The 17624-nt window shown below is 39.9% G+C and carries 16 protein-coding genes and 1 tRNA gene; 7 read left to right on the top strand and 10 right to left on the bottom strand.

Features of this window, described 5'->3' with window-relative positions; genetic code table 11:
• Genes hisI through ACJMML_RS05815 form a run of 3 tightly spaced genes read left to right on the top strand, consistent with a single transcriptional unit; the run spans position 1 to position 3009 of the window.
• Positions 1–408: a phosphoribosyl-AMP cyclohydrolase gene (hisI, locus tag ACJMML_RS05825; protein WP_405306414.1), complete on the top strand. Its 408-nt coding sequence runs from the start codon at positions 1–3 to the stop codon at positions 406–408.
• 1 nt (position 409) lies between these two features.
• On the top strand, positions 410–2254 hold the full coding sequence (locus ACJMML_RS05820) for a PINc/VapC family ATPase (protein WP_405306413.1): 1845 nt from the start codon (positions 410–412) through the stop codon (positions 2252–2254).
• 5 nt (positions 2255–2259) lie between these two features.
• A complete protein-coding gene (locus tag ACJMML_RS05815) occupies positions 2260–3009 on the top strand; it encodes a sugar phosphate isomerase/epimerase family protein (RefSeq protein WP_405306412.1) in 750 nt (249 codons plus the stop codon).
• On the opposite strand, the gene ACJMML_RS05810 is transcribed toward ACJMML_RS05815, so the two are convergent.
• From ACJMML_RS05810 to ACJMML_RS05775, 8 genes are all read right to left on the bottom strand, one after another.
• A complete protein-coding gene (locus tag ACJMML_RS05810) occupies positions 3006–5324 on the bottom strand; it encodes a DEAD/DEAH box helicase (RefSeq protein WP_405306411.1) in 2319 nt (772 codons plus the stop codon). The genes ACJMML_RS05815 and ACJMML_RS05810 overlap by 4 nt on opposite strands.
• A 101-nt stretch (positions 5325–5425) precedes the next feature.
• Positions 5426–6934 (bottom strand): Mur ligase family protein, encoded by a 1509-nt coding sequence (locus ACJMML_RS05805; RefSeq protein WP_405306410.1) that lies wholly within the window; start codon positions 6932–6934, stop codon positions 5426–5428.
• On the bottom strand, positions 6927–8312 hold the full coding sequence (locus ACJMML_RS05800) for a Mur ligase family protein (protein ID WP_405306409.1): 1386 nt from the start codon (positions 8310–8312) through the stop codon (positions 6927–6929). Before ACJMML_RS05800 ends, ACJMML_RS05805 begins: the two co-directional genes overlap by 8 nt.
• Before the next feature lie 124 nt (positions 8313–8436).
• Positions 8437–9624: an aconitase X gene (locus ACJMML_RS05795; RefSeq protein ID WP_405306408.1), complete on the bottom strand. Its 1188-nt coding sequence runs from the start codon at positions 9622–9624 to the stop codon at positions 8437–8439.
• A gap of 1 nt (position 9625) precedes the next feature.
• Complete coding sequence (locus tag ACJMML_RS05790; protein WP_405306407.1) at positions 9626–10960, bottom strand: DHHA1 domain-containing protein; 1335 nt, start codon at positions 10958–10960, stop codon at positions 9626–9628.
• The gene (locus ACJMML_RS05785) at positions 10950–11348 is read right to left on the bottom strand and encodes a 30S ribosomal protein S15 (protein ID WP_405306406.1); all 399 of its coding nucleotides are present in this window, start codon (positions 11346–11348) and stop codon (positions 10950–10952) included. The genes ACJMML_RS05790 and ACJMML_RS05785 overlap by 11 nt, the downstream gene beginning before the upstream one ends.
• Before the next feature lie 61 nt (positions 11349–11409).
• Positions 11410–11961 carry an XTP/dITP diphosphatase gene (locus ACJMML_RS05780; protein WP_303738571.1) on the bottom strand — a complete coding sequence of 184 codons (552 nt, stop codon included), beginning with the start codon at positions 11959–11961 and terminating at the stop codon, positions 11410–11412.
• Between the two features lie 70 nt (positions 11962–12031).
• Positions 12032–13630, bottom strand: coding sequence for a bifunctional N(6)-L-threonylcarbamoyladenine synthase/serine/threonine protein kinase (locus ACJMML_RS05775; RefSeq protein WP_405306405.1), 1599 nt, complete (start codon positions 13628–13630; stop codon positions 12032–12034).
• A gap of 81 nt (positions 13631–13711) precedes the next feature.
• Here ACJMML_RS05775 and ACJMML_RS05770 point away from each other — a divergent pair, with 81 nt between their 5' ends.
• Both ACJMML_RS05770 and cobT read left to right on the top strand, forming a co-directional pair.
• Positions 13712–14215, top strand: a complete 504-nt coding sequence (locus tag ACJMML_RS05770; RefSeq protein WP_405306404.1) for a hypothetical protein — start codon at positions 13712–13714, stop codon at positions 14213–14215.
• On the top strand, positions 14208–15272 hold the full coding sequence (gene cobT / locus ACJMML_RS05765) for a nicotinate mononucleotide-dependent phosphoribosyltransferase CobT (RefSeq protein ID WP_405306403.1): 1065 nt from the start codon (positions 14208–14210) through the stop codon (positions 15270–15272). The genes ACJMML_RS05770 and cobT overlap by 8 nt, the downstream gene beginning before the upstream one ends.
• A 33-nt stretch (positions 15273–15305) precedes the next feature.
• Here the strand turns inward: cobT and ACJMML_RS05760 are convergent, their stop codons facing one another.
• Positions 15306–16139, bottom strand: a complete 834-nt coding sequence (locus tag ACJMML_RS05760; protein ID WP_405306402.1) for an undecaprenyl-diphosphate phosphatase — start codon at positions 16137–16139, stop codon at positions 15306–15308.
• Positions 16140–16152: 13 nt separating this feature from the next.
• Positions 16153–17076 carry a branched-chain amino acid transaminase gene (locus tag ACJMML_RS05755; RefSeq protein ID WP_296786062.1) on the bottom strand — a complete coding sequence of 308 codons (924 nt, stop codon included), beginning with the start codon at positions 17074–17076 and terminating at the stop codon, positions 16153–16155.
• 126 nt (positions 17077–17202) lie between these two features.
• On the opposite strand from ACJMML_RS05755, the gene ACJMML_RS05750 reads away from it, so the two are divergent.
• Positions 17203–17274, top strand: a tRNA-Val gene (locus ACJMML_RS05750).
• 267 nt (positions 17275–17541) lie between these two features.
• On the top strand, positions 17542–17624 hold an 83-nt coding region (locus ACJMML_RS05745; protein WP_405272995.1), incomplete at its 3' end, for a F420-dependent methylenetetrahydromethanopterin dehydrogenase.

Here is a 17624-nt window from a genome sequence, read left to right as displayed (position 1 = left end):
ATGGAAATAAACTTCAGACATGAGATTAATGGCGTTAAGGTCATCACTGCAATTGCGCAGGATGCAGAAACAAAAGAAATACTGATGCTGGCAAACATGAACAAGGAAGCATTGAGCAAAACAATAGAAACCGGAAAAGCCCATTATTGGAGCACCTCAAGAAACAAGTTATGGCTTAAAGGAGAATCCTCAGGACATTTCCAGGAAGTTAAAGAAATCCTTGTAGACTGTGACATGGACGCAATCATCTTAAAGATCAATCAAACAGGCGCTGCATGCCATGAAGGATATCGCTCATGCTTTTTTAGGAAACTGAACACACAGCATAAAATTGATATTGAAAACATGAATGATGATGATTTGGAAATCGTTTTAGAAAGAATAATAAACCCAGAAGACGTGTATTAAAATGGAACGTATAATACCGGACACAAGCGCTGTAATCATAGGTGCAATTTCTGAAATCATAGAAAGGGACGAGCTTGAATTTCCGGAAATAATTGTGCCTGAAGCGGTAGTTTGTGAACTAGAACATCAAGCCAATGCAAACAGGTCCGAAGGCCATAGGGGATTAAGCGAACTGCAGAAACTGCAGAAACTGCAGGACGAAGGCAAACTGGCAGTCAGCTTCAAAGGAAAAAGGCCTACAAATTACGATATCAGATATGCAAAAAGCGGCGAGATAGACAGCATAATAAGGGATCTGGCAAGAAGCGAAATGGGAATCCTTGTAACCAATGACAAAGTGCAGGCGGAAGTTGCAAAGTCACAGGGGATACCGGTCTATTATCATGAACAGGAATATGAGATAAAGCCACTTTCAATTGAGAAATACTTTGATGACGAAACAATGTCCGTCCATCTGAAGGAAAATGTTGTGCCGATGGCCAAAAAGGGAACACCCGGCCACATTGACTTTGTAATATTGAATGAAAAGCGCTATAGCTACAGGGAACTTAAGGAAATCATGGATGAAATCCTTGACAAGGCAAAAAGCGACCCCAAAACATATATGGAAAGCGACAAGGAAGGGTCATTTGTCGTGCAGTCAAGGGAATACAGAATTTCAATAGCCTATCCTCCATTTTCAGAAGCATTGGAGATAACTGCAGTCAGACCAGTTGCAAACATTGATTTGAACGAATATCACTTATCAGATAAGCTTTTAGAGAGAATCAGAACAAATGCCGAAGGTATTCTGATATCAGGTTCACCAGGAGCAGGTAAATCAACTTTCGTACAGGCAATAGGCAAATACTACTCATCAAAATTGAATAAGGTTGTAAAGACAATGGAATCCCCAAGGGATTTGCAGCTGCCTGATGAGATAACACAATATGCGCCATTGGAGGGCAGCATGGAGAATACCGCTGACGTACTGCTGCTTGTAAGGCCTGACTACACAATCTATGACGAGCTCAGGAAAAATACCGATTTCAACATATTTGCCGACATGAGGCTTGCGGGCGTTGGAATGATTGGAGTTGTCCACGCAACACGTCCTATCGATGCAATCCAAAGAATAGCCTCAAGGGTGGAGCTTGGAGTAATCCCTTCAATCGTTGATACAAGCATCTACATCGAAGACGGTAAGGTAACAAGCGTCTATGAGACAAAGATGACCGTCAAGGTTCCGACCGGCATGAAAGAGGCGGATCTTGCAAGGCCAGTCATTGAAGTTAGGGACTTTGAAACAGGAGAGCTCAAAAACGAAATCTACACCTACGGTGAGCAGACAATTGTAATGGATATCGACTTGGTGAGCGGCTCCGGAAGCGAAGAGGGCTATAAGTCATCAGTCGACAAGATCGCCGAACAGGAAATTTTAAGAAAAGTCAAGAAGCTTGTTCCTAAAAGAGCAAAGGTTGATGTTGAAGTAATTTCACCTGAAAGGGCCAACATATACATCCCTGAAGAGTTTGTTCCAAAAATCATCGGCAAAAACGGTAAAAGAATTGCCGAAATCGAGGAAAGCATTGGAATAAGCCTGGGCGTCGAAGTGATTGAAGCCAAACCTGTCAATAAGGCACCATTCGAAGTTGACATACTTCACACAAAAAAACAGTTGATTCTGGAACTTGGAAGGGACAACGGACGCAAAAACTTCGACATTATGATTGACGGAGAATATCTGTTGACCGCAACAACCTCCAAAAAGGGAGAAATAAAAATCAAAAGGGGAATAGAATTATCAGACTTCATCATAGAAGCCATTGAAATGGGCTTGAAGATTACCGCAGTTCAAAAAATGTGATTAATATGAAAATTGGAGCATCTACATTAGCAGGAATCGAAAGTGATTTGGAAAATATTTTGGAATTCATTGAAGAATTAGGCATCGAATATGCCGAAATCGTCCACCAATATCCTCACGATAAAATAGATATTGAATCATTGGAGAGCTTTGATTTGAAATATTCCGTTCATGCCCCATTTATGGATGTCAATATCGCAGCGCTTCAGGAAAAAAGCAGACTGAATTCCATAAAGCAAATTAAGGAATCCATAGATTTTGCCAATGAAATAAATGCGGAGGCTGTCGTTGTCCATCCTGGCCTGGCTACATTTTTAGCAAACAAATACTTTTTAGATACCGTTTATGAATTTTCAAATGAATCAATCAAGGAAATTGGTGATTATGGGCGTGACTTGGGAGTTTTAACCACTATCGAAAACATGCCAGCTTTTGACGGCATGCTTTATCAGAACATGAATGATTTAGATGATTTGCTCGTTTCACTCGACATGTCCATGACACTTGACATCGGCCATGCCAATCATGTGGGATATTCTCCAGATGAGATGATTTTTGATTCAATTAAACACATACATATGCATGATAATTTTGGTGATGATGATGCACACCTACCATTTGGTGAAGGCTCTATTGATTTAAAAGGTATAGTAAATCGATTAGAAGAAAAAAGTTATGATGGCATCTATATCATTGAAGTAAATGATACCGATTCTATCAAAAAAAGTTATGAGTACATGAAAAGGAACTTCTAGAGAAGTTTCTTTTCCTTTATTTCCTTTTCAAAATAAAGGTATTTTGAGTCAATTACCTTTCTAATGTCCTTAGCTGTTTTTTTACCTATCCCTTCAACTTCCTGCAACTCATTTTCAGAAGCATTGAACACCTTTGACACACTGCCGAAGTGCTTCAGCAAATTCTTGGCATTGACAGGACCAATATTAGGCAGGGACTCGACAATGAACAACTGCTGTTCCAATAGACTGACCGGTTTTTTATCAGTACGAATTTGAATGGAAGTTCTCTCACCATTCTGTTCACGTATGGCAATTCTCTTTATCATTGCAGCAGTATCCTGGGCATTTCTTGTCGGCAGGATGCTTATTCCAAAATCAATCGCAAGTGAGGCCATTGTCCCCCTTATGGCATTGGGATTGATAAATCCTGAATACAAATCATCCCCTTCAAGAATCAGGATTGGATGCTTGAACTCTTCAGAAAGTTCCTTGGCCTGCTTGAACAATCTTTTATCAATGATTGAATCAACAAAGTCCTTTGCGGTTTTTCTCTCGATGGCAACCTCATCGCTCACCTGATAATCTGCAACAGCCATTGAACGAACCTTAACATCAATTTCCATTTCAGTCAGATGTCTGATTACCTTGGAATTTCCTTCACGGGAGTCCGCATATACAATTGGAAAATCATTTTCCTCCTTGGGCTTTTCAATGACTTTGACATGCTTCTGATTTTCCATCCTCTCAACAGCGGATTCATTCAACTCTTCCAGAACGACAGGGTCAATCAACTGGTTCTTCATTTGGTCTTCCTTTCTCAAGCTTGACCAGTAATAAGCCTCATCACGAGTTCCTTCAGTGATCAATACTTTCACACGTCCTGTCCTTTTACGTCCTGTCCTTCCTCTCCTTTGTATCATACGCACTTCAGACGGAACAGGCTCATACAACACCACCAAATCAACGGCAGGAATGTCAATGCCCTCTTCAGCCACACTGGTTGAGAGCAACACATCATATTCGCCCATTCTGAACGACTTGATAATGGCCTTTTGCTGCTTTTGGGTAAGGCCCTTTTCACCATCCTTTGATGCCTGACCAAAGAACTTGGCTGATTTTATGCCTTCCTTTTCAAGCTTTTGATGAATCATCTCAAGAGTGTCACGATACTGAGTAAAAACAATGACTTTTGATGCACCTTCATCGCTCTTATCATCAAAACGTGTAGTTTTAAGTTTGGTCTGTCCATTATCCCCCAATTCCTGCTTCAGGATTTTAGTTACTTCGCGCAATTTGGGATGTTCCCAACCATGCTTTTCAGCCTGTTTTGCCAATTTTACGGCACGGCCAAAATTATCATCTGACATTAATGATTTGGAAGCCTTTGTTTGCTTTTTGCGCAACCTTCCAACATATTTATTGAATGTCTGAATACCCTGAGTTTCGATTAATTCCTGAGCATGCTGAACGTTTATTACTGCAGTCAATATGGAAATAGCCTGGAACAATTCCTTATCAGGATTGGCTGAACGGGCAATTTCGCCTTGAACCCTGCCCCTTGCCTTTAGAATATCCACTTTACCGACAGAAACTGTTTTAATAACTCCCATATTCTTCAAAGCCTTAAGCCTTACTTTTAAAGCCTTGTCAACATATTCCTTAATCTTTGCAAGTTCAGAACTCATCTTGACCTTGACCCAATCAATGCCGACCGGATTGAAATATGGCTTGACATCAGCATCATCCTCTGTTTTAACAACGATATTTTGAATGTAAAGGTTTTCGCACACTTCCTTGATTTTATACTTATCAGAACCTGGAGAAGCGGTCAATCCCAAAATAAGATTGAAATTGGATTCCTGAACATAGCGGGATGCCAGGTAAACATAGGAATAAGACCCGACCCCATGATGGCACTCGTCAAAAACGATCAGGGACACATTGCTCAAATCATATCTGCCATTCAACAAATCGGACTCGACAGTTTGCGGAGTTGCGGATATGATTCTTGACTCCTCCCATCTTTTAACCCTCTCATCTGTTTTTACAGCTCCGGTGATTGATGTGCAAGGCAGCATAATGAATTCCTTAAAGCTTTCCTCATGCTGAATGGCCAATGGCTTGGATGGTGCAAGAACGAGAACTTTTGAATTTTTAACTTTATTCAATCTGTCTGCAGCTACAAGAATGGCTACGATTGTCTTACCTAATGCAGTAGGTGCAACAACCATAGTATTTCCTTTTTTTAATACATCTCCTGCAAGAATCTGCTGATATAACCTTGATTCGATTGCATCTTTTTTGAGTAAAGGATGATTAATGTAGCTTGCCATGATATCATATTAATCAAACATTATATTAAAAGGTTAAGAGAGCATTTGAAAAGTAATCATGAAAAAAATAGAAAAAATAATTGTAATGCAAGATTGCATTACTATAATTCAAAAACGATGTCCTTGAATTTGGTGGCGGCTTCACCGATAGCTATTACCATTTCACAGTCAAGGTTCAGGGCTTTTCTTAAGCCGTCACGGACCTCTTCTCTGGAAGCGCCCAATGTTCCCTGTTTTACAAAATCGTCAACATGATTTAAAAAGATTCTATCATTTAATTTGGGATTGGATTTCAATTTCTCAATCGCTATTTTTTGTGAAGCGACTGAAGCGGGAACAATAAACTTTGAGAATTTCAAAACGCTGTTGAAAATGTCGATATCACCGATATATCCGGATTCGGATGAAACTGTAATGACGGTTGTAAAGTCGCCGAACAATTTTTTGAATTCCTTTAAGACTGTCTCCACACCGGCAGGGTTGTGGGCATAATCAACATAGATGTCCTTTCCTTTTACTTTAGCAACCTCTTCCATTCTTCCGCTTACGCCTGTAAAGCTGGCAATTGTCGGCAGGATTTTCTCATAAGGCAAATCTAAAAATTTATGGGCTGCAATGATTACTCCGGTCAGGTTGTAAACGTTATGGAGACCATCAACACCCATTTTAACGGTCAATTTTTCAGTTGGAGTATGTAAATCAAATGTCCTGTTAGCCAAATCCACATTTGTTGCAATATAATCCACCTGAGGAGTGGTGATGCCGCATTTGCAGAAGTAATATCCGCATCCTGAAATAATCTCCTTTACGGCAACCTCATTGCCGCACACGCATTCCTTCATGCCGATTGAATCAGGAAGCTCATCAACACCGAATGTTATGACTTCACCCTTAAAATCCAGTTCGCGCAAAAGGCCCATGATAGTCGGGTCGTGACCGTTGACAATCAGTTGGCCCAATCCGAGCTCAGTTATGAATTCTCCCTTAACGTTGGCATAATCCATAAAGCTTCCAAGGTCATTCAAATGATCAGGAGTGATATTTGTTATTAAACCGGAGGCCATTGAAGTGTTCTTTACAATTCTTCCGACAGTTCCGGGAACTCCGAATGTTCCAACTTCAAGGATTGCAACATCCCCATCCAGTCTTGACTGCAGTATCGGAATGAATTCGGCATTTCCCTGCATGCCTTCCAAATCATGTTCACACGGTTTGATTCCATTATCATAAGCAATTCTTTTAAGCAGTGTTGTGGTTGTGGTTTTGCCGTTTGTTCCGGTTATTCCGAAAACCGGCTTTTCAGGCTGTATCATGTCAATGACATCCTGCAATTCCAAAATTGGTTTTTTACAATTCTTTAAAATTTCAGAATCCTTAGACAAGCTTGCAGGTGGAATAATATAATCAGCTTTTTTGAAAAAAGATTCCGGAGTCTTTCCATAAAAAACATCAATGTCATATCCCTCTAGAGCTTTTGCAAATCTGCAGTCCTTTTTGAAGGTCAAATCTGTTCCGATGACATTATACCCCCTTTGTTTAAGCACTCTTGCTATTAAATTACCGTTTGCTCCGCAAACTCCAATAACTCCAAAGGTTTTATTTTTATTCATATTTCTTAGCCCCTTCTTCAAGTCCTTTCATAATCTTATCAACGGTAGTAAGCCTATCGTAAGCTATAAGCGGTCCCATGTGCAGAATGATGTCTCCAGGTTCTGAATACTTAAAAGTCTCACAGGCGGCGATTTCAATATCCTCAACTGCAACCTTCAGGATGTCGGGATTTGTTATGGCATCCAGAATCTCCTGAGCCGCATCCATCTCAACTTCCTGTGTAACCTCATTAAAGCCGCTTGCTATAACGCATTTGAGATTATAGTCACTTACCAATTGGCCAACTTCAGCCTTATTCCTAACTGATAGAGTATCAAAATGATCCAGGAACAACACCACGCTTTCATCCTTAAAGTAATCCAGGGTGATTTTCATTCCGTCATAAAGAAATGCGGAATCCAGAATGACCTTTCTTCCATTATATGTTCCGACATAGTCCATATGTGCAGGCAGACCCTTAAACTCGGTCAATGCATCAATGATATCCTCCTTTTTAACACCATATGTGAGGGCAGCGGCGCTTGCACCGACGGAATTTTCGAAAAAGTAGCTCATCATATGGAACGGAGTGGTAAATGAGTCTTCGCCATATTCGACAGTCAAGGACTCGTCGCCTACTGTACCCTTAAAGTCGACATCCTCGTCCAATGCATAGTATAATGCATCATCCCTTTGAGGATTGATGATGTCAAAGCAGGAGTAGTTTGCAATGAAAGTTTCGCTCATCCTTTCCAGAATTAGTTTTCTCTGCTGATAAAGTTCCAGTGATCCGCCGAATTCGGATAGATGGTCCTCAGAAATATTGGTTAAAAGACCTATTTTGATGTTTAAACTATTCAACAACCCAATTGTTCCGTGAGGAAGTTCAAAAATAGCGATGTCACACTCCTGAGCCTTTCCCTTGACGATGCCGTCAATGATGGCTTCGCTGACAAGGTTGTTCACCAAAGATGAACAGGACCACACGTCATATCCTGCCTGTTTAAATAAGCTTGTTGTGATGAAGGTTGTTGTAGTCTTTCCCATTGTTCCTGTTATTCCAATAATGTCGACTGGAATAAGGTCGTTTACGATATTAGAGAATTTTTCATTAGTGAGGACTTCAACATCAGATTGCTTGATTAGTTTGTAGATCGGTGCGGATTCCGGAAGTGTCGGAGGCATGTAAACGGCTTCGATTCCATCCAGGGTAGGATTCTGATTAGCCAAATCTAAAATTACCCCTTCACTTTCCATCTCCCTTAAACTTCTCTGAAATTCGATTTTAAAAGAATCCATATCCTTCAAATCTGTTACAGTAACATTATGACCCAAATAATTAAGTAATCTTGCAACGGGCCTACTAGCATTTCCAGCACCAACAACTAAATAATTCATAAAAAAGTTCCTCACTAAATCCTATTAGTTTAATATTTAGAATTTATTTGATTTAAAGGTTAAAGATTTGAAAATAAAAATGGTGATTTAAAATTTAAATTCAAAAAAAAGAATTGTGAAAACCTTACTCAAAGCGAATAAGATTTTCTGTATCATCATAAACGACGTCAAGTCCGCACATTGACGGAACATAGTTTGCAGCCTTGGCTGAGTTGACACCGATTACCTCAAAGCCCATCTCTTCGATTGGAGCCACAACCATACAGGTGTCGCATACAACGTTTCCGCCTGCAGATTCTATTATTTGAGTGTAACCCATCCTGTCAGCGGTTGCCTTAACGCTTACTGAAGTGCAAATCCATAATTTGTTTTTAATGGTTTTGCCTTTCACAATGCCTGCAACCTCTTTAATCTCTTCAAGTGATGCATGAGGACAGCCCAAACAAACCAAATCGATTTCCCTGTCTGTGGTTGTTAAAGATTCACGAGTTTCATTTATTTCCTTTTCGGAAATGAACATTATGTCTTCAATTTCCCCAACAGAAATCAAATTTGCTTCAGGAGTTATATCTTCAACATGATAAAGAGCAACTGAACCTGATGATGCAAGTGCCGCACCCAATGTTTTTAAGTTATTATTGCTTGGAGAATTCTGCATTTTAAAGTAAGGTACGCCTCCACCGACAGCCTTACCAATAATGTAGCCTAGCGCTCCAAAATCAGCGCCCTGCAATTCACAGGAAACATTGACAACAAGATTGGCCTTACGATTTTCATCCAAATGAAAACCATAAAGAGGAGTTTTTCCGACGATTGCCGCAGCAAGTGCAGCAGGACCTCCTTCACGGTTTGTACGAGCACCTATTACAGAGTTACCATATGCAACGGCGGAAGATTCAGACCAGGAAATATGGTCCCTGAATCTTGGGACATTACCAACCAAATATGGGGTACAGGTACATGTTTTGGCAATTCCCAAATCACCATAAGCATCTACAATGTCATTTTGCTTAACTGCAAAATACTCCGGAAAGCCTAACTCTTTCCAGTTGTCCAAATCGGTTCCAGGCGGGTTTAAGGAAGCATTAACACTAGCTTTAGCAGATTCATCACGAGCCAGATCCTGCAAGTATTCGAGACCCGCTTCCCCAATAGTCTTATAGGAAACACCTGATACCTGTGCTGAAGTAATGTCAACCAGTTTAGAAGCACCATAGATATCACCCAATGCAACCAGGATATCCATGCTTTTTCTAATGGTTTCCCCGTATTCTCCATCACACATTTCTTGTTCTTCTTTAGTCAAAAACATATTAATCATTACTTAATTGATATTCAACCATCTCATCTACCAAGTGCAGGAATTGATCTTTAGCTTCATAAGGTATCATTGCACCAGCAGCAATATCATGTCCTCCACCTGTTCCCATGAAGTTATTTGATGAGTCTTTAAGAGCTTTTCCTAAGTTTACACCTTTTGCGACCATATCGCGAGTTGTACGTCCGGAAATCTTAATATCCTTGTGAAGCCTGGACATTCCAATAACCGGCTTTGAACCATCCAACAGTTCAACAGACAAACCGATACTGGCAATTGTTCCCATTACTGATTTCAACACCTTATCCTCAGAATATAAGTATTGAATTGAGTTCAACTGTTCAGCACCGTTCTTTTTGACCCATTCAAGGCCCTTAACGATTTGGTCACGGTATTGGCGCTGAAGCCTTTGAGCAGCATCAAGTGCCGGACCCCTTTCGCCAAGTGCAATGCTCAATCCGAGTCCCGGTTTCTTGTTTTTGCCGCATGCATCAAGAATATAGGAATACTCCTCCAAATCACGGAGCAATGGTATTTCTTTGGCAACAGTGTAGCAATCACCAAAGATATCCGGATTTACGCTGACCAATGCCTCTTTTAGAAGGTCTTTCTCTTCATCTTCAAGGTCTGTGAATTTAATACCATATGACAAATTCATCTTTTCCAAAAATTCCTGAGAACCTTCCAAATCTCCACTGATTCCAGGCAAAGGAGGTGAGAAAGTATAGGCGAGTGATTTGAAAATAGGTTCTGTAGCTTTTGAAACTATTTTCAACCCTTCATGTATTTCCACAACGCCGCTTTCCTGCGCATCATTCAATATTTCCTTGTTCATGCCAGTAAAACCATCCTGACCCTGCATATCACCAAATGCACCAACAAGTGCAAAATAAGCCAAGTGCTTTTTGTCAAGGCCACGAACAGTAAGATAAGCTGAACCTGCACCGCACAAATCCCTGCTTCCATCAATTCCGAACAGATGAGGGTTCAAGTGAACCACATTGCTTTCAGACTCCGTATCATCCACCTGATGGTGGTCAGCAACTATAACGTCATGCTTATAGGAGTTGAATTCCTTAATGAATGGACTTCCCATGTCTGAAAAGATAAACAAATCATACTTTTCGCTTCTAAGCTGATTTACGTTTTCATCCTTTAGACGAGGAAGGATTGTAGTGTGGAACTGAACATCCTCTTCGGCCAAAGCATTCGCTATAACTGCTGCGGCAGATATGCCGTCAGCATCGTTATGAGAAATTATTCTGATAACGCTGTCATTTTCAATATGCTCCTTAAGCATATTACAAGCTTCGTCAGCTCTATTTAACAAGGAGTGCTGCTTCTCTTGGATTATATCTCCAACCTTCTGGTAATGCACCTTCACTTACATAGTAAGATGCTAATTTTCTGATTCTTGCTTCGATAATAGTTAATCCTCTTTTGGAGTGTAAATCCTTAGGATTTTCTTCTAAGTGGTCTCTGATGTTAACTGCCCTTTTGATTAAGTTTAATAAATCTTCTGGGTATTCTCCAGCTTGACCGTTTCTTTTTAAGATTTGAGTGATTCTTTCACCGGTTACATCTTTAACTGATGGAATTCCGTATTGATCCCTTAAGATAATACCGATTTCAGAGGTACTTTTACCTTCTCTGTTAAATTTTAAAATCATCTCTTCAATTTCTTCGTCACTATAAGTTACCCATTCTGGTCTTGCCATAATATAAACCTCTTTAAATTTTTTAAATCTTAAATAAGCCCAATATAAACAGAAAATAATGTTATTCTTGACTGGAATACCATTCAATAAATTTTTTTAATGAATTTTTCCTATGTGAAAATTGGTTTTTCTCATCAGTTGTGAGTTCTCCGAAGGTCTTTCCTTCACTAGGAACATAAAATAAAGGATCAAATGCAAATCCTAAATCTCCTCTTTCTTCAACTGCGATTTCACCTTCGACCTTGCCTAAAAAAGTCTTGGGCTCAGAATTGGGGGCGCAGTACCCAATAACTGACCTGAATTCGGCATAACGGTCAGAAACATCGGTTAATAACTTTAAAATTCCCTGATTTCCAATGGTATCTTGAACATAATGTGAATATGTTCCAGGAAATCCATTCAAAGCCTTAATGAATAAACCAGCGTCTTCCACAATCACAGGTTTGTCAAGCTTACGACTGGCATATTTTGCGCCTGATAAGGCCACTTCCTCAAGAGTTCCTTGGGGTTCTTCATAGCCTAAATCAATATGCTCAATTTCAATGCCGTAATCTTTGAAAATATTCTCTGCTTCTTTTACTTTATGTTCGTTACCAGTTATAAATGTTATCATATTTTTAGTTATGATAATGGTTTTTATTATAAGTGTTGGTTATGTGACATTAGGTGGAAGTTTGAAAAAATCAATGAGTATATCTTCCACGTGATTCGATATCGTGAATTGTCTTGAGTATTGATTCATCACCATATCCTTTCAGAACCAAATCAAAGTATCTCAAGGCCAAGTTGTAATCTATGCTCTGCAGGGACTTTTTCAAAACAAGCAAATCGACTGCCTTATCCTCTTTTAGCTGTGAATATCTGCCAAGCCCGAAATCGATGAAAACGAGCTTATCGTCACTGAACAGGATATTGGAAGTTGTGATGTCTCCATGAATGATGTCTGAGGAATGCAGTTTGGAAATCTCGCCTCCGAGCCTTAATGCCAATTCGTCATCGATTACTTCCTTAAGCATTACGCCTTCAATCTCTTCCATGGTAATTGCCTTGTCTTCAAGATTCACGTCATATAAAACAGGGGTTTTAACGCCTGCCCTTTTGGCATCGGACAATAATTTCGCTTCCTCCTTACATCGGGCCTTTCTGATCTTATTGTCGATTTCGGGAATCCTGTATCCTTTTGGAATGCGGTCCTTGATGAGAGCCTTTTCACCCAAATAATTGCTTTTAACGATGTTTGACTCAGCGCCCTTAGCAATCAGGTTATCAGGCAATGTCAAGTAGGTTTTGGAATTGTCAATCCAGGGAATGTCAACCTCATCGGTTCTGAACTTCTGAATGATTCCAGTGTCTGCCAGTTCCAGTGGTCCGAATTCATTACACATAAGCAAACCTAACCATGCAATCATGACCCCATTGTCGCCGCAGAGCTTCATTTCAGGCATATAGAATTTGGCGCCATGCTCTTCTGACATTGTCCTGAGCATTTCGCGCAGCCTTGAATTGGCTGAAACCCCACCGCAAAGCATCACCTCATCCTTTTGTGTATGTGAGAGAGCTCTCTCAGTCACTTCAACAAGCATTGAAAAGGCGGTTTCCTGAAGTGAAAAGCAGACATCCTCAATTGGAGTGCCCTTTTGCACTTCCCTTATGGCCGCTGAAAGCAGTCCTGAAAAGGAGAAATCCATTCCCTTGACAACATATGGCAAATCAACGTAAGATCCTTTCTTTGCAAGCTTTTCAATGACCGGTCCGCCAGGATGTCCGAGACCGGTTTCACGGCCGAAATGGTCAAGGCAGTTTCCGACTGCAATGTCCAGGGTTTCTCCGAAAATACGATACCTTCCGCTTTCATAGGCTATTACCTGACTGTTGCCTCCACTTACGTAAAGAGATACGGGGTTGACCGCACCTGTGTCAAGCTTGCCGACCTCAACATGTCCAATACAGTGATTGACGCCGATTATCGGCTTTTTGAGTGACAGTGCCAGAGACCTTGCTGAAGTGGCTACGATTCTGAGTGCCGGACCCAGGCCCGGACCCTGTGAAAAGGAAATCAAATCAAGGTCATCATATGACAATCCGGATTCCTCAATTGCCTGAGGTATGAGTTTAGGAATCCATTCGGCATGATGTTCGGCAGCCAAACGGGGATGAATGCCACCCTCTTCTGGAAATAGCTGCTTTCCAGCCATTGCTAGTATATTTCCATCGCTGTCTACAATGCCTACACCGGTTTTTTCTGCTGTTCCTTCAATTCCTAAACATATCAAGATAATCATCTGGGAAAAAATTAATTAATTAGTATGTTAGTATTTAAAATATAAAAATATTTTTTAATTTCAAAAAACATAAGTGAAAGTATGGGATTTTATAGTGCAAATACTCCAGAACAGAAGAGAGTAAAACAATTGACCGGAGATATCAACATCAACGATATGTTCAAAAACGAATGCAACACTCGTGGAATACCGATTTACAATGCATACAATATTCAAAAGAGACTGATACACGAAGTGGAGCAGGAACAGCTGGTTGGTGTTGACCAAGTGGACGACAGGCTGATGGAACTTTTGGAAGAGAGGGGAAAAAACAAGGTGACACACAGATATGTTGACTTTGTCTCAAGAGAGGACAGTGCCTCAAAGGGAGTGATACCTAAAAGGCCCGATGAAGAATCTTCACTTCCACCAAAAGATCAGATAAGAATCCCTCCAAGAGCAAGAGACGGACAGACATTCAAGACGGACAATGAACTGTCCCAGGAAGAAATGTTGAAGAAAATCATGCTCCAGAACAAAAAGATTATTAATCAAAACAAGATTATAATTGACTTATTAAAAAAGCAAGGTGAAAATAATGATTGATGGAATTACAACCTACGGCTCAACCGACCTGATTGAAAAGCTTCAGGAAGCGGAAGACGATGCCGTATTTCTGCTTACAATAGGAACAACTGAAACCTCACTGATAGATGGAATTTCAGGAGCCGGCCCATCTGCAGACCTGACCGAATACACACCTGCAGGCGATGCAGAATTCATGGTTCTTGGAGAAGTGAGATGCTGTGAAGCCCCTGCAGAAACCGTTGTTGGAGACGCTGCGGCACCGACACCTGCAAGGCTCACAAAGGCATCACTCCAGCTTGCAAGCATTCCATTTGTTATCGTTGATGCCGGTTCCAAAATCAAGCCCGATGTCGAATATGTGAATTTGGGAAAGGAATACGGAAGAGACATAAGAACCGGAAAAGGAGTCTTAAACCCATTGGAAATATTGGAAAATGCAAAGGATTTGGGAAATGAATTATCCCAAAGACATGAAATGCTCATTATCGGTGAAAGCATAGCAGCCGGAACCACAACTGCCCTAGGTGTCCTGAAGGCTTTAGGATATGAGGCAAATGAGAAGGTCAGCGGAAGCATGCCACACAATCCTCACGATTTAAAATCAAAAACCGTTGATGAAGGCCTTGAAAATGCCGGAATAATACCTGGCGAAGCCGATGCAATCCAGGCAATCGGTGCAGTGGGAGATCCTACAATCCCTGCAATCGCAGGAATAGTATTGGGTTCAGACATCCCGATCATTCTGGCCGGAGGAACCCAGATGGCCGCAACCTGTGCTGTAATAAAATCCCTTCAGCCAACATTTGACTTTTCAAGAATCAATCTGGCCACCACAGTATTTGTTGCAGGCGACGAGACTGCAGACCTCTTCGGAATTTTAGAACAAATTGACGACAACATCACAGTCCATGCGGTAGACCCTAGATTTGAGGAATCCGAACATGAAGGATTGAAAAACTACCTGAAAGGATTCGTCAAGGAAGGTGCCGGAGCGGGCGGAGCAATGTTTACAGCCCTCGTTTTAGGAAATTCCGTTGAAAAACTAAGAAGAAAAATAGAAAAAGTTTGTAAATAGAGATTAATTACAATCTCTACTTTTTTTTAAATTTTAAAATATATGAGCGATTGAGCCCATAAATACTATTAATCCAATCAACCAACAGTAATAAGCGAAAATGTCCAAGCTCTTGTTTTGTATCAAATCAAGCATCCACTTGATAGCCATATAACCTGCAATTATTGATGCTATAAAACCTAAAAACACTGGAAGGAAGTTTGCATCCATTGCAGAGCCTATGTCCTTAAGCTGCAATACAAAAGCTCCTAGAATTGCTGGTATTGATAATATGAAGCTGAATTTAGCTGCAAATTCTTTGTTAAGACCTATTGTCAATCCTGCCGCAATTGTTGTTCCTGAACGTGAAAGACCAGGCAATATTGCACAAGCTTGACCTAAACCCATGAACAATGCTTCTTTTTTAGTTATTGTATTATAATTGATTTCTCCGCTTGTCATCCTTTGTGAAAGATACAGAATTGTACCTGTTACAAAAAGGAAAAATGCCGGAACGTAAAGTGCACCTGAAAATAAAGCGTCTACAGAGTCTTCAAACAGCACTCCCACAATACCAACAGGAATTGTGGCCAAGATAACATACCATGCAAGCCTCTTGTATGGATCCTCATAGAATCCTTCCTTAAATCTTCCCTGAAGGATATCCTGAAGGCTTGCCACCCATGACATGAGCATCTTGTAGATATCGTATCTGAAAAACCACAATACAGCAATTAAAGTTCCCAAATGCAGGAAAGTGTCAAAAGCCAGGGAGCTTTCAACTCCCAGAATCTTTTGAATGAAAACCAAATGTGCTGAACTACTAACCGGCAGGAATTCAGTCAGTCCCTGAACGATACCGATTATAATTCCCTGAATTATATCCATAGGCTACACCGATTTAAATGTAAGATAACCAGTTGTACTTATCTTCTGTTTTAGCTTCTACGATATCAAAGAAAGCGGTTTGTATCTTTTCAGAAATTGGTCCTCTTTTACCGATTCCAATGGTTCTGTGGTCAATTGAACGGATTGGAGTAACTTCAGCTGCAGTTCCTGTGAAGAACACTTCATCAGCAGCGTATAATCTTTCTCTTGAAATTACTTCCTCTACAACTTCATAACCTAAGTCACGTGCAATTGTCATTACTGAATCTCTGGTAATTCCTTTAAGATTAGATGAGGACATTGATGGTGTGAACAGTTTTTCGCCTTCAACGAGGAAAATGTTTTCTCCACTACCTTCGGAGACGTGGCCTTCATAATCAAGCATGATAGCTTCGTCATAACCGTTGTCGATAGCTTCAAGTTTAGCCAATTGTGAGTTCATGTAGTTTGCACCACATTTTGCAAGTGCAGGGAAAGTGTCAGGTGCAGGTTTTCTCCAGGAGGAAACCCCGATGTCTACACCGTTTGCCATTCCTTCCTCACCTAAGTATGATCCCCATTCCCAAGCGGCAATAACCACATTGACAGGACAGTTTGAAGGGTCAACTCCAAGTTCCCCATAGCCTTTGAATACGATAGGGCGTATGTAGCAGCCATCTAATTCATTGACACGAACTGTTTCTAGGATTGCCTCTTCGATTTCTTCTTGTGTATATGGAATTTCAATCTTATAGATTTTTGCAGAATCAAATAAACGTTGAACGTGCTCTTTTAAACGGAATACTCCTACTCCGTTTTCGTTTTTATATGCACGAATTCCTTCAAAAACACTTGTACCATAATGGACAACATGAGAGAGTACGTGAATGTTTGCATCTTTCCAGTCTACCATGTTTCCATCAAACCATATTTTACTAGCTGTGTCATCCCAAGCCATTTTATCACTTCAAAATTTTTTTACAATAATAAATATTGTTTTTATTATTATTTAAAATATATTCATAGACAGAATTTGGAAAAATAGTAAAGTATATATAATAGTAAAATCATAATAATATTTGTTGGTTCCGTGGTCTAGTGGTATGATACCTCCCTTACAAGGAGGGGATCACGAGTTCGAGTCTCGTCGGAACCACTCTGATTTTTTTTAAATTTTTTACATTAAGTCTACTTTTTCATTGATTGAAAAATGGTAATTTTTAACTAAAATTTTGGCATATCTAAGATTATTTTTAATAAAAAAATTACTTAAAACACATCAACTGTATAATATTTTACATATAAAATACTAAAATGAATATTTTTCATATAAATTCTTAATATATTGACTAAAAACATTAAATAATAAAATTTAAATAGTTTCTGAATGAAAAATATTAGTATCAAATATGGAGACAAAATTATGGTAGTTAAAATTGCTATTATTAAAAGTGGTAATATTGGTACTTCACCAGTAATTGACCTATTGTTAGACGAAAGAGCAGA

This window comes from Methanobrevibacter sp. (assembly GCF_045130115.1).
Classification (GTDB): Archaea; Methanobacteriota; Methanobacteria; order Methanobacteriales; family Methanobacteriaceae; genus Methanocatella.
The sequence above is the reverse complement of the archived record's forward strand: the minus strand, read 5'-3'. Positions and strand labels throughout refer to the sequence as shown.